Below are 13,364 nucleotides of genomic sequence, written 5' to 3'. Positions count from 1 at the left end.
CCTCTTCCCGTTGTCCAAATATCCCACGGGGGTCCGGGGGTGTGAAACCCCCGGCCTCGGGCCGGATCAGAACCGCGTCACCCGATAGGGCGCAAGGTCGATCTCCGGGGCCTTCCCCGCAATCACTGCCGCCACGAGGCGTGCCGTTATCGGGGCCAATGTCAAGCCGATATGCCCATGGCCATAGGCATGGATCACCTCACCGCTGCCCGAGGGTGAAATGACAGGCAGGCTGTCGGGCATCGACGGGCGAAAGCCCATCCAGCTGCGCGTGGGCTCCCCAAGGTCAGGAAAGATCGCCCTTGCCCCCTCCACCAGCCGCGCAATCCGATGGGCCGACGGTGGCGCGGTCAACCCGCCCAGTTCCACCGTTCCCGCAACCCGCAGCCGTCCAGTCATCGGGCAGAGATAGAACCCCCGCGTCGTGGGGCAGGAGGGGCGGGTCAGCCGCGGCATCTCCATATCCCATTCGACATGATAGCCACGCTCGGTATCCAGCGGCACGGCATCCCCCGCCTGCGCCGCCAGTGCCCGGCTATGCGCGCCCGCCGCGATCACCACCTTGCGCGCATGTAGCCGCAGGCCCGGCGCTTCCAGCACCACCCCATCGAATTGCCGCGTCAGCTGTGTCACGCCGTAGGCCAGATGGACCACCCCTGCCCGCGCCATCGCGGCTGCACAACGCCGCATCATCGCGCCGGGATCAGACAGGAAGACCGCGCGCGGGAAATAGGCCGCGCCGCCCTCCACCGCCGGCAGGCCCGGCTCCATCTGTGCCAGCTCATCCGGGCGCAGCAGCTCGACCGAGATCCCCAGTTCCCGGCGGAAGGCCATATCCCGCCCGGCGGCCTGAAAGGCCCGGGCGCTTTCATAGACATAGAGGCAACCGCGCCGCTGCATCAGGTCGGTCCCGCCGATCTCGGCGGCGAATTCTTCCCAGGCGGCGGTGGCGGGGGCCAGAAGGGCGGCAATCGCGCGGGCATTGCGGACCGCCGCGCCCGGAAGGCTCTGCCGGGCAAAGCGCAAAAGCCAGGGCATCAGTGAAGGCAGCGCCGCCTGCCGGATCGCCAGCGGCGAATTGCGGTCAAACAGCAGCGAGGGCAGGTTTTTCAGCACATCGGGCGTGCCAACGGGCTGCACCGCATAATCGGCAATGGTGCCTGCGTTGCCGTAGGACGCGCCCATCCCCGGCTCGGCGGGATCAAGGATTGTCACCTGCCGCCCCTCGGCCGCCAGACGCAGCGCCACGGCCATGCCGATGGCGCCCGCACCGATCACGGCAATCTCAGTCGTATGGTGTTCGGTCATCGCAACGTCCGGCAGGATCGGGGGCCACAGCGGCCCCCGATTCTTGGTTTACATGCAGGCCGCGAACAGCGCACGGGTGTTCGCCTGCGTCATCTCGACCGGGTTGCCCCCGCAGGACGGATCTTCCAGCGCCATCTCGGTCAGCTCATCCAGACGCGCTGCCTCAACGCCCATCGCGGTCAGATTGGCGGGGATGTTCAGCTTGGCGCGCAGGTCCATCACGGCGGCGCGGAACCCGTCAAAGCCCCCGGCAATGCCCAGATAGGCGGCGGCCTTTTCGATCCGGTCTTCAATGGCAGCGCGGTTGAAATCCAGCACCATGGGCATGACCACCGCATTGGTGGTGCCGTGATGGGTGTTGTAGACCGCACCTACCGGATGGCTGAGGCTGTGGATCGCACCCAAGCCCTTCTGGAAAGCCACGGCCCCCATGGCGGCCGCGCTCATCATATGGGCGCGCGCATCCAGATTGCCGGGGTTCTCATAGACTTCGACCAGATTTTCGAACACGAGGCGCATGCCTTCCAGTGCGATCCCCTGGCTCATCGGGTGGTAGAAGGGGCTGCAATAGGCCTCAAGGCAATGGGCGAGCGCGTCCATCCCGGTGCCCGCGGTGATGAAGCCCGGCATCCCCACTGTCAGCGCCGGGTCGCAGATGGTGACGCTGGGCATCAGCTTGGGGTGGAAGATGATCTTCTTCTTATGCGTGGTGCTGTTGGTCAGCACACCCGCGCGGCCCACCTCCGACCCGGTGCCAGCGGTGGTCGGCACGGCGATGATCGGGGCGATCTTGCTGGCATCGGCGCGGGTATACCAATCGCCGATGTCCTCCAGATCCCAGACGCTCAGATTGCCAGGCTGATGCGCCATCAGCGCGATCATCTTGCCCAGATCCAGCGCCGAGCCGCCACCAAAGCAGACGACGCCATCATGGCCGCCCGCAAGGTAGACCTCGATCCCGGCCTCCATGTTCTTTTCGTTGGGGTTCGGGTCCACCTCGGAAAAGACGGCATCGCCCAGGCCTGCCGCCTTCAGGATGCCGCGCGCATCGGCGGTGATCGGCAGGGCGGCCAGCGCCTTGTCCGTCACCAGCAGCGGCTTGCGGATACCCGAGGCGAGGCAGTGTTCGGCCAGTTCGGCAATGCGGCCCACGCCGAATTTGATCGCCGTGGGGTAAGACCAGTTCCGGTTCGGAACGTTATGCGCGGTCATTTCGTCACCTTTTTCAGATGGTAGGATTTCGGCCGGGTGACCGAATGGAAACCAAGGTAGGACAGCGATCCCCCCCGGCCGGTATCCTTGCAGCCCGTCCAGCAGAGGGCAGGGTCAAGATAGTCGCAGCGGTTCATGAACACGGTCCCGGTTTCGATCTGCGCGCCGATCTGGGCGGCGGCCTCGGGGTCGGCGGTCCAGATCGAGCAGGTCAGGCCATAGGGGCTGTCGTTCATCAGGCGGATCGCCTCATCATCACCCGACACTTTCATGATGCCGACGACGGGGCCAAAGCTTTCCTCCATCATCACCCGCATGGAGTGATCGACATTCACCAGGATCTGCGGCGCAAGATAGGCGCCGCCGTCATCGGCCGGGAAATTGGCCGGATCTATCAGCGGTTTGGCGCCTGCGGCCACGGCCTCGGCGATCTGCGCACGGACCACCGCGGCAAAGCGCTTGTTCGCCATCGGGCCAAGTGTGCTGGCCGCGTCAAACGGATTGCCGAGCTTCAGCGCATTGACCCAGGCCACCGCCTTTTCAACGAAGGCGTCATAAAGGCTTTCATGCACATAGATCCGCTCGATCCCGCAGCAGCACTGGCCCGCGTTATACATCGCGCCGTCCATCAGGCTGTCCACGGCGGCGTCCAGATCGGCATCGGCGCGGACATAGCCGGGGTCCTTGCCGCCCAGTTCCAGCCCGGTGCCAGTGAAGGTGCCGGCAGCGGCTTTTTCAATGGCGGCACCCCCGCCGACCGACCCGGTGAAGTTGATGAAGTTGAAGGCCCGCGCGCCGATCAGCGCCTCGGTCGTGGCATGATCCAGCACGACATTCTGGAACACGTCTTCAGGCACGCCCGCGGCATGGAAGGCCTCGGCCAGGCGTTCCCCGACCTTGAGCGTCTGGCTTGCATGTTTCAGGATCACGCTGTTCCCGGCGATCAGCGCGGGGGCCAGCGTGTTGATGGTGGTCAGATAGGGATAATTCCAGGGCGCGATGATGAAGACCACGCCTACCGCTTCCCGGGCAAGGTAGCGGGTGAAGCGGTCGCTGTCCTCGACCACCTTGGGGGCAAGGGTTTCGGCGGCAATATCGGCCATATAGTTGGTGCGGTCATTCACCCCGCCCCATTCGCCGCCAAAGCGCGTCGGGCGGCCCATTTGCCAGGCGAGTTCCTCGACCAGGGTTTCCTTGATCTCCATCAGCTTGGCGACACCGGCCTTGACCAGCGCGATCCGTTCGTCCAGCGGGCGGGCGGCCCAGCCCTTTTGCGCGGCCTTGGCGCGGGCGGCGGCGGCAAAGGCTGCGTCCTGCGACAGCGGGGTGCGTTCCAGCCAGACCGAACCATCGACCGGCGAGATGAGTTGAATGGGTTTCATCGTCTTCGTCCTTGCAGGGCGGGGGCCACCCCCCACCAATCCATGTTTCCGGGCCTTATGCCCGGTCAAATCCGCGGGCGCGTTCCCAATCGGTGACGACGCGGTTCTGTTCGGAAATCTCCCATTCCGCCGCGTGGACATAGTGGTCCACCACTGCATCGCCAAAGGCCGCGCGCAGCATGGCCGACCCGTTCAGCGCCGCTGCTGCCGCGCCCAGCGTTTTGGGGATCTCGCGCGCGCCGGTCGCGGCATACATGTCGCCACGCATTTCGGGTTCCAGCTCCATCTTCTTCTCGATGCCATCGAGACCGGCGGCCAGCAAGGCCGCGCAGGCAAGATAGGGGTTCAGATCGGCGCCGCCGATGCGACATTCCACCCGCACCGCCTTGGTGCCCTCGCCGCAGACGCGGAAGCCCGCGGTGCGGTTGTCGCAGCTCCAGACCGCCTTGGTGGGGGCGAACATGCCCACGACGAAGCGTTTGTAGCTGTTGACGTAGGGGGCAAGGAAGCAGGTGATCTCTTCGGCATGGGCAAGCTGGCCTGCCATGTAATGCTTCATCACCGCGCTCATCCCGTGGCTGTCGGCGGGATCGAGGAAGGCAGGCTTGCCATCTTGCCAGAGCGACTGGTGGATATGGCTGGAGGACCCTGCGCGGCGGTGATCGTATTTCGCCATGAAGGTGACGCTGGCGCCATGGCTTTCGGCGATCTGCTTCACGCCCAGCTTGATGATGCTGTGCATGTCCGAAGTATCCATCGCGTCGGAATATCGGGCATTCACCTCTTCCTGCCCGGCATCCGCCTCGCCCTTGGAACATTCGATCGGAATCCCGGCATCCCAGAGCTTGTTGCGGATGTCGCGCATGATCGGTTCATCGCGCGAGGTGCCCCAGATGGAATAATCGACATTGTGCCGCGCCTTGGGCGTCAGCGTGCGATAGCCGCTGTCGAACAGATCGGCATAGCTTTCATCGAACAGGAAGAACTCCAGCTCGGTGGCCATCATCACGTCAAAGCCCATCGCCTGGGCGCGTTCGACCTGCCGCTTCAGCACGCTGCGCGGCGCATGGGGTACGGGCTGGTGGGTGTGATGGTCCAGAACGTCGCACATGACCAGCGCCGTTCCCGGCACCCAGGGCAGGCGGCGCAGGGTCGAAAGATCGGGCTTCATCACATAATCGCCGTAGCCTGCCGCCCAGGAGGTGCTGGCATAGCCAGGCACGGTGTTCATCTCCATGTCGGTGGCAAGCAGGTAATTGCAGCAATGCGTTTCATCATGGGCGCTGTCGAGGAAGTGTTGCGCGTGGAAACGCTTGCCCATCAGGCGGCCTTGCATGTCGACCAGGCAGGCGGCAACGGTGTCGATCTCGCCTGCGGCAACGGCAGCTTTCAGGGCATCAAGGGTCAGGTTTGCGGGCATGTCGGCCTCTTTGTTCCGAACGGGAAAAGGGAAGGGTTCAGGCGGCAGGGCGCAGAGCGCCACCGCCGCCGAACTCGGGCTTTCTGGGCCAGCAACAGGGGCGCAGAGTGACAGCCATCTTCCTCATTCCATCGGCCGCAAGGGGCGGCCACAATTTGATCATATCTTGTGGTGCGGGGGCGCGCAACGGTCTGGCACCCCCGCCTTGCGTCAGTAGCGGTAGGGCGGACCCGCCTGGACCATGGCCGCGTTGTACTTCTTGATGATCTCGACCACCTTGGCCTTCACTTCGCCCTCGGCGGCGATTTCATCCCAGAACTTCACGGCCGCATCCTCGACGGTTTTCCATTCCTCGTCTGGGATGGTGGTCAGCTTCAGCTTGCCGCCGTTGATCCGCAGATCGGCCTCGCCCGCCCAATACCAGTGCTGGCGATAGTAGTGCGATTGTTCGAAACAGGTTTCGAGCATCTTCTGCAAATGCGGCGGCACCTCGTTCCAGCGGTCCATATTGGCGAAGAAGTGGCCGATCCAGGCGCCCGAGATATTGTTGGTCAGGAAGTAGTCGGTCACATTGGCCCAACCCACGGTATAGACCTCGGTGATACCCGACCAGGCCAGCCCGTCCAGCTCGCCGGTCTGCAGGGCGACCTCGACATCCTCCCAGGGCAGCGTGACCGGCACCACGCCGAACTGCGTCAGGAACCGCCCCGCCGTGGGGAAGGTGAAGACGCGCAGCCCCTCCAGATCCTTCAGGCTGTTCAGCGGCTTCTTGGTCGAGAAGTTGCACGGGTCCCACGACCCGGCCGAGATATGCTTGACCCCGACGGCGGCATATTCCTCTTCCCAGACCTGCTTCAGCCCGTATTTGTTGAACAGCGCCGGCACATCGAGGCTGTAGCGCAGGCCCAGCGGGAAATAGCCGCCAAAGACGGTGACTTCGGTGGGCGAGGCCATGCTGTCATCATCGGATTGCACGCAATCGATGGTTCCCGCCTGCATCGCCTGAAACAGCTCGGCCGTCGGGACCAGCTGGTCGGCGTAGAACAGCTCGATCTCCATCTGCCCATTGGCGATGGTGTTGAAGGCTTCGACGGCGGGCTTCACCACATGTTCGCCCAGGGCGGCACCGGCATAGGTCTGCATGCGCCACTTGATCGGGGCTTGCGCGCGCACGACGGCGGGGGCGGCAAGGGCGGCCGCGCCCCCCAGTGCGCCGGTCGTCAGAAACTTGCGTCTTGTCGTCATCTTGAACCTCCGTTGCATCTGATTTGCGGGGGTGGTTCGTGCCACCCCTCGTTGGATCATTTGACTTGCATGGTGCTGGGCAACCAAAGCGCCAGCTGTGGGAAGACCATCACCAGAACCAGCGTCGCGGCCATCAGGATCACGAAGGGCGTGACGGACCGGTAGATGTCGGCCATGGTGATTTCCGGAGGCGCAAAGGCGCGCATCAGGAAGAGGTTGTAGCCGAAGGGTGGCGTCAGATAGGCGATCTGGCAGGTGATCGTGTAAAGCACGCCATACCAGATCAGCACCTGATCCGGCGGCAGACCCAGATCGAGACGCGCCACCAAGGGCACGTAAAGCGGGGCGACGATCACCAGCATGGCGGTATCGTCAAGGAACATCCCCATCACCAGGAAAGAAAGCTGCATCAGGATCAGAATCGTCCACGGGTTCAGGTGCAGCTGATCCACGAACAGCCCCTCGATCGCCTTCACCGCGCCCAGCCCGTCGAACACCGCACCAAAGGACAGGGCGGCCAGGATGATCCACATGAACATGCAGGAAATGCCCAGCGTGTTCCGCGTGGCGGTTTCAAAGACGTCCCGGGTGAAGCGGCCTTTCAGCACTGCCGCCGCGACCGTCGCAATCACCCCGATGACCGACGCCTCGACCAGCGAGGTGATGCCATAGACGAACGGCCCCATCATCGCGGCAAAGATGATCAGCGGCAAAAGCCCGGCGCGCAGCAGGCGCAGACGTTCTCCCCAGGTGATCTGGGCGCGTTCCTGCACCGAAAGCGCAGGCCCCAGTGACGGGTTCAGGCTGCAGCGGATGGCAATGTAGAGAATGAATACCGCCGCCATCACCAGCCCCGGGATGATCCCTGCCAGCCACAGCTGGCTGACCGGCGCCCGCGCGATCATGGCATAAAGCACCAGCACCACCGAGGGCGGGATCAGAATCCCGAGCGACGAGCCCGCCTGAATGACTCCCGACACCATCTGTTTGTCATAGCCGCGGCGCAGCAGCTCGGGCAGGGCAATGGTCGATCCGATCGCCATACCCGCGACAGAAAGCCCGTTCATCGCCGAAATCAGCACCATGAGCAGGATCGTCCCGATGGCCAAGCCCCCCGGCACCGGCCCGAACCAGACGTGGAACATGCGGTACAGGTCCTGTGCGAGACGCGTCTCGCTCATCACATAGCCCATGAAGACGAACATCGGCAGCGTCAGCATGGGATACCATTTCATCAGCTTCATCGACGCGGAAAAGCCCATCGCCTGACCGCCCGCGCCCCAAAGCGCGACGGCCGCCACCACACCGACAAAGCCGATCACGCCAAAAACCCGCTGCCCGGTGATCATCATCAGCAGCATGGTCGAGAACATCAGCCCGGCAATCATTTCATAGGGCATCAGATCTCCTCCCCGCGGATGGTGGCGATGTCTCGGATCAGGTAAGTGATGGATTGCAGAAGCATCAGGAAAAACCCGAGGCAGAGGATCGCCTTGATCGGCCAGAGATAGGGCCGCCAAGCCGTCGGGCTGCGCTCCAGCCGTCCGATTTCGGGCCAGCTCAGCCCGAACAGCCCGGGTTCGCCCCATTTCACGCCCAGCGAATAGCTGAAGCTGTCAAAGGCGCCCCAGAGCATGATCCCCAGATAGATGATCAGGGCGAAGACGGTGAAGGCATCGGTCCAGGCCTGTTTGCGGATGTCCCAACGGGCATACATCAGGTCCATCCGGACATGGGCGCCCATCTGCATCGAATAGGGACCGCCCAGAATGTAATAGGCCACCATCACGAACTGCGCCATTTCCAGCGTCCAGAGCGAGGGCGTCAGCACCAGCTTGGAAAAGGTCGACCACATCAGGATCGCCATCAGCGCGAACAGCAGATACATGGCCATCCGCCCGATGCCGTAATTCAGGCGGTCCACCAGTCGGACGAAGGCGATGCTCCAACGCGGCATCTTCAGCTCTCCTGCACTCGGGCCAGCGCGGCGGCGATGGCGGGCGCAAGCTGCGCGGCCATGCGGTCTTCCGCCTCGGGGGTTGCGATCAGATCGTTGCGAATCTCCAGCATCGCGTTAGGCAGCCCATAGGGCGTGGCCTGCAGCCGCAGGGTGTGGGTCACGTCATCGGCGGCCGAATAGGGTGCGTTCAGCCCGCAGGTCAGGGGGGTGCGCGCCTCGGCCTCGGCCAGGATGGCCTGGGCAAGGCGCGGGTCGGCATCATGGATCACCCCGAATTCCACCTGCCGCGGCTGGCCGAAATAGACCGGGGTGAAGCTGTGGATGGTGATGATCGCCGGACGACGGCCCAGGGCGACGCGTTCAGCGATCAGGTCATGCAGCGCGGTCTGGAAGGGCAGATAGACCGCCCGCGTCCGCGCCAGACGTTCTGACGGGGAAATCGCGGCATTGCCGGGCACATCATGCACCTCGGATCGGGTCGGCATGGCGCCGGGCATGTCTGGGGCGCGGTTGCAATCATAGATCAGGCGGCTGACCGTCGCGGCCACACAGGCGCAATCGAGCCGTGCGGCCAGACCCCGCATCAGGCCAAGGGCGCCCGGATCCCAGGCGATGTGCGCGCGGCATTGATCCTCGGTCAGCCCCAGACTGCCCCAAGGCTGTGGAAAGGTGTTCGAGGCGTGATCGCAAACGAGGATCACATCTCCCTTGCGGTCACACCCTTCCACCACGGGGGCGAAGCGCCCCATGTTGTCGGTATTCAGTGCAGTCATTGCTGCGATTCATCCCTGTTGTGATGGCAAGCGTCACCCGCCATGGGTGAACCTGTCAAGAATTTTTCTTCTGAAAATTTTCTGTTACAAAGTTTTCCAAACTGGGGCATCCTTGAGCAAACCGGGGGGCGCGCGCCGTGGAAACCAGCATTGAAGACCAGATGCGAACTGCCTTGCCAGACCTGACCCGGGCTGAACGGCAGTTGGCGACCCATATCCTGCGGAACTATCCGGTGGCGGCGCTCGGCTCGATCACGGCGCTGGCCAAGGCGGCCGAGGTTTCCACCCCTACGGTGGTGCGGCTCTGTCAGAAGCTGGGCTTCAAGGGTTATCCCGATTACCAATCTGCCCTGCGGACCGAGGTGGAGGCGATGCTCGTCTCGCCGCTGGCCAAGCATGATCGCTGGGCGGGCGGGGTGCCGGATACGCATATCCTCAACCGGTTTGCTGATGCGGTGGTCGCCAATCTGCAGGCGACACTAGGCCAGATCGACCATGCCGAATTCGATGCGGCGGCGGCGTTGTTGGCCGATCCGGGCCGGGCGGTCTTTGCCATGGGCGGGCGCATCACCCATGCGCTGGCCGATTACTTTGTCACGCTGATGAAGGTCGTGCGCCCGGATGTGACGCTGCTTTCGGGCATGTCGAACACCTGGCCGCCCGCGATGCTGGATATGAAGCGCGGGGATGTCCTGTTGGTATTCGATATCCGCCGCTATGAAAACAGCGTGCTGCAGCTGGTGGAGCTTGCGGTCGAGCAGGGGGCCGAGGTGATCCTGATCACCGACCGCTGGGTCAGCCCCGCCTCGGCCCATGCGCGCCACACCCTGTCGTGCCACATCGAGGCGCCCAGTGCCTGGGACAGCACGGTGTCGATCACGGTTCTGGTGGAAACCCTGCTTGCTTCGGTTCAGACCCTGACCTGGGATCAGACCGAGGCCCGGCTCAAGCGGCTTGAGGCGCTGTATGACCGGTCGCGCTTTTTCCGGCGCAACAGATGATCAGACCTGCGCGGGCATCATCCGGCGCAGGCGCAACCCCGACAGCGCATTGATCATCACCGCCACCATTAGCACCGCCCCACCCCAGAGCGTTCCGGCCCCGGTGGTTTCCCCCATCAGCAGCCAGACCCAGATCGGGGCGAGCATCACTTCGATCAGGCTGAAAAGCGTCAGCTCTGCCGCGGGGATCACGCGGCTGCCCAGCGTATAAAGCACCATCCCGCCCACCAGGCTGATGGCCCCCATGCCGACGGCGTAAAGGATATCCGACACCGGCGGGACCAGCATCTGCCCGGTCGCCAGCGCGATTGCCGCCCCCGCGACCATCGAAAACATGCCCCCCAGGGCGACAGCCGGGATCATGTCGGCCAGCTTGCCCCAGCGCAGCGCCAGCGTGAAAAGCGAAAAGCCAAGCGCCGAGATCAGCGCCGCGATATTCCCTGCCATGGCGCCCAGGGCAAAACCTTCGCGCACCATCAGGCCGATGCCCACCACCGCCAGCGCAATCGCGCCCCAGGTGGTGCCGCGCACGGATTCGCCCAGGAAGACGCGCCCCAGAACGGCGCTGAAGAAGGGCGAGGCGGAAAAGAGGAACACCGCCATCGCCACGGTGGTGGCCTGCAGCGCGTAGATCGCGCCGGAAAAGGCCAGCACAAGACCCAGGCCCCCCAGAACGCCCACCATGCCGACCGACCGGATCGGCCCGATGACCCGTCCGCCCGACCGCGCGGCGATAAAGGTCAGCAGCACCGGGATCATCCCCAGCGACCGCCAGAACAGGACGGTCCAGGTGCCGGCCACGTCAATCTGCCGGATCAGCAGGCCCTGCACCGACCAAAGCACCCCGGCCATCAGGACAAGGGCCACACCTGTTCCATACTTCATGCGCCCCTCCGCTGCTGTCGGGGCATGTTTCCGGCAAAAGCTGCGGCTGCTCTGTTCCGTTTGCGGCGAAAGGCGTCGTCTTCGGATCAGTACCCGCGGCTGCGATCCACCTGATGCAAGAGCGGCTCACCCGCGAGCGCACGGCGCAGGTTCTCGGCCACCACCTGCGCGGCGGTGCTCGCACGCGTGTCGGCGGCGATATGGGGCGTCACGGTCACGCGGGGATGGTGGCGATAGGGATGGTCGGCGGGCAGGGGTTCCTGCCGGAACACATCCAGCGTCGCATGGCCCACCGCGCCCGCATCCAGCGCCGCCAGCAGCGCGTCATCATCGATCAGCGCGCCCCGGCCGGGGTTGATGATCACCGCCCCGGGCGGCAGCAGCGCGATGCGCCGCGCGTTCATCAGATTTTCCGTCTCGGGGGTGCGGGGCAGCAGGGTGACCAGAATGTCAGTGCGGCGCAGCGCGGTGTCCAGCCCCGCTTCGCCATGGTGGGCAGGGAAGGGCAGACCGGTCTTTGCGGTGCGGCTCCACCCTTCCACCTGGAAGTTCAACGCCCGAAGGGCCGTGGCACAGGCCAGCCCCAGCGCCCCAAGCCCCAGCAGCGTCACCCGCCGTTCCCGCGCCAGCGGCGGCACGACCTGATCCCAGCCGGGGGCGCCGTGAATGAACTTGTCCATACCCAGATGGTGCCGCAGCACATGGCCCACGACATATTCGACCATGCCCTCGGTCAGGCCCGGATCGACCATACGGCAGAGCGGTTGTGTCAGCGTGGTATTGCCCACGATGCGTTCGACCCCGGCCCAGAGGTTCTGGACCAGACGGCAGGTGGTGAAGGGCGCGAAATCCTGCAGCGGGCTGCTGGGCGCATAGACAATGCAATCAACCGTCTCGGGCGCGGCCTCGGTCACCAGATCGGCGGCAAGCCCGGCCTTGGCAAAGGCCGCGCGCAGCGGCGCCTCATATTCCGGCCACAGCGCGGCGCCCGCCGCGAACAGCACAACAGTCATTCCGGTTTCCCTGTTCTGATCTTATCTCGGGCGGTGGACATGGGCGCTTTGCACAAGCCCGAAGCCCACCAGCAACACCAGCATGGCCGAGCCGCCATAAGACAGCAAGGGCAGCGGCACACCCACGACCGGCGCCATGCCCATGACCATCGACAGGTTCACCGCGATGTAGAAGAACAGGTTGGCCGCGAAACCGAGGATCAGCAGCTGCGAGAACCGATCCCGGTTCTGCAGCGCCGAAAAGATGCAGAACACGATGATCCCGGCATAGAGCAGCAAAAGAGAGAAGGCCCCGATGAAGCCGAACTCCTCGGCCAGCGTCGTGAAGATGAAGTCGGTGTGCTTTTCCGGCAGGAAGTTCAGCCGCGATTGCGTGCCCTGCATGAAGCCCTTGCCAGCCCAACCGCCCGATCCCAGCGCGATCTTGGCCTGGATGATGTTGTAACCCGCCCCCAGCGGGTCGGCCGTGGGGTCAAGGAAGGTGTCGATGCGGCGATACTGGTAATCATGCAGGAATTGCCAGGGCGTGCCGCGGAAGGCGAAAACGCCATAGATCGCCCCGCCCACGATGCCCGCCACGCCCGCGAAATACCACCAGCTGACGCCCGCACAGAACATCACCGCCGCCCCCGCCGCCAAAAGCATGATCGAGGTTCCCAGGTTCGGCTGCATCAGCACCAGCACCGTGGGGCTGACGATCAGCAGCACCGGCAGCAGCACCCAGAGCGGGCGGGACACCTTTTTCGGGTCCAGCCAGTCGTAATAGGCGGCCAGCATCATCACGAGGGTGAATTTCATCATCTCGGACGGTTGCAGTACCAGCGGCCCGATCTCGATCCAGCGCTGTGCGCCCATGCCGACGCGGCCGAAGAATTCCACAACCAAAAGCAGCGCGACCGAGGTGAGATAGGCCATGACCGACAGGTTCCGCCAGAACCAGATCGGGGTGAAGGCCACCGCGAACATCAGCGCCATGCCCACGCCGAACCGCTTCATCTGCGGGGCGGCCCAGGTGGACATGTCGCCCCCGGCCACCGAATAGAGCATCAGAAACCCGACCGAGGCCACCGCGCAGGTCAGCAGGACCAGCGGCCAGTTCAGATACAGCACCTTCCGCAGCCCGCTGGGCGCCGTCTTGATGCGATATTCCAGAAAGCTCATCGCG

General features: G+C 64.4%; 12 protein-coding genes. 1 reads left to right on the top strand and 11 read right to left on the bottom strand.

Features of this window, described 5'->3' with window-relative positions; genetic code table 11:
- Nucleotides 1-66 precede the first annotated feature (66 nt).
- The 8 genes from IE101_RS10015 to IE101_RS09980 form a co-directional block, all read right to left on the bottom strand.
- Nucleotides 67-1,308 carry an NAD(P)/FAD-dependent oxidoreductase gene (locus tag IE101_RS10015; protein WP_189633695.1) on the bottom strand — a complete coding sequence of 414 codons (1,242 nt, stop codon included), beginning with the start codon at nt 1,306-1,308 and terminating at the stop codon, nt 67-69.
- A gap of 48 nt (nt 1,309-1,356) precedes the next feature.
- Nucleotides 1,357-2,520 carry an iron-containing alcohol dehydrogenase gene (locus tag IE101_RS10010; protein ID WP_189633694.1) on the bottom strand — a complete coding sequence of 388 codons (1,164 nt, stop codon included), beginning with the start codon at nt 2,518-2,520 and terminating at the stop codon, nt 1,357-1,359.
- A complete protein-coding gene (locus tag IE101_RS10005; protein ID WP_189633693.1) occupies nt 2,517-3,902 on the bottom strand; it encodes an aldehyde dehydrogenase family protein in 1,386 nt (461 codons plus the stop codon). Before IE101_RS10005 ends, IE101_RS10010 begins: the two co-directional genes overlap by 4 nt.
- A 55-nt stretch (nt 3,903-3,957) precedes the next feature.
- Nucleotides 3,958-5,322, bottom strand: a complete 1,365-nt coding sequence (locus tag IE101_RS10000; protein ID WP_189633692.1) for a glutamine synthetase family protein — start codon at nt 5,320-5,322, stop codon at nt 3,958-3,960.
- A 210-nt stretch (nt 5,323-5,532) separates the two neighbouring features.
- Nucleotides 5,533-6,567, bottom strand: a complete 1,035-nt coding sequence (locus IE101_RS09995) for a TRAP transporter substrate-binding protein (RefSeq protein WP_189633691.1) — start codon at nt 6,565-6,567, stop codon at nt 5,533-5,535.
- A 56-nt stretch (nt 6,568-6,623) separates the two neighbouring features.
- Nucleotides 6,624-7,967, bottom strand: a complete 1,344-nt coding sequence (locus tag IE101_RS09990) for a TRAP transporter large permease (RefSeq protein WP_189633690.1) — start codon at nt 7,965-7,967, stop codon at nt 6,624-6,626.
- On the bottom strand, nt 7,967-8,524 hold the full coding sequence (locus IE101_RS09985; protein WP_189633689.1) for a TRAP transporter small permease subunit: 558 nt from the start codon (nt 8,522-8,524) through the stop codon (nt 7,967-7,969). The genes IE101_RS09990 and IE101_RS09985 overlap by 1 nt, the downstream gene beginning before the upstream one ends.
- Before the next feature lie 2 nt (nt 8,525-8,526).
- Complete coding sequence (locus tag IE101_RS09980) at nt 8,527-9,300, bottom strand: N-formylglutamate amidohydrolase (protein ID WP_189633688.1); 774 nt, start codon at nt 9,298-9,300, stop codon at nt 8,527-8,529.
- A gap of 161 nt (nt 9,301-9,461) precedes the next feature.
- Between IE101_RS09980 and IE101_RS09975 the strand changes: the two genes are divergently transcribed.
- Entirely contained in the window at nt 9,462-10,301 is an 840-nt protein-coding gene (locus IE101_RS09975; RefSeq protein ID WP_189633839.1) for a MurR/RpiR family transcriptional regulator, read from the top strand.
- Here IE101_RS09975 and IE101_RS09970 read toward each other — a convergent pair whose 3' ends face one another.
- The 3 genes from IE101_RS09970 to rodA all read right to left on the bottom strand — a co-directional run bounded on the left by IE101_RS09970 (nt 10,302) and on the right by rodA (nt 13,360).
- On the bottom strand, nt 10,302-11,186 hold the full coding sequence (locus IE101_RS09970; RefSeq protein ID WP_189633687.1) for a DMT family transporter: 885 nt from the start codon (nt 11,184-11,186) through the stop codon (nt 10,302-10,304).
- Between the two features lie 86 nt (nt 11,187-11,272).
- Complete coding sequence (locus tag IE101_RS09965; RefSeq protein ID WP_189633686.1) at nt 11,273-12,199, bottom strand: NAD(P)-dependent oxidoreductase; 927 nt, start codon at nt 12,197-12,199, stop codon at nt 11,273-11,275.
- A gap of 21 nt (nt 12,200-12,220) precedes the next feature.
- Nucleotides 12,221-13,360 (bottom strand): rod shape-determining protein RodA, encoded by a 1,140-nt coding sequence (gene rodA, locus IE101_RS09960; RefSeq protein WP_189633685.1) that lies wholly within the window; start codon nt 13,358-13,360, stop codon nt 12,221-12,223.
- Between the last annotated feature and the right edge of the window lie 4 nt (nt 13,361-13,364).

Source organism: Gemmobacter lanyuensis (genome assembly GCF_014652355.1).
Classification (GTDB): domain Bacteria; phylum Pseudomonadota; class Alphaproteobacteria; order Rhodobacterales; family Rhodobacteraceae; genus Gemmobacter; species Gemmobacter lanyuensis.
Note: the sequence above shows the minus strand (reverse complement) of the source record. Positions and strands in the feature narration are given on the sequence as shown.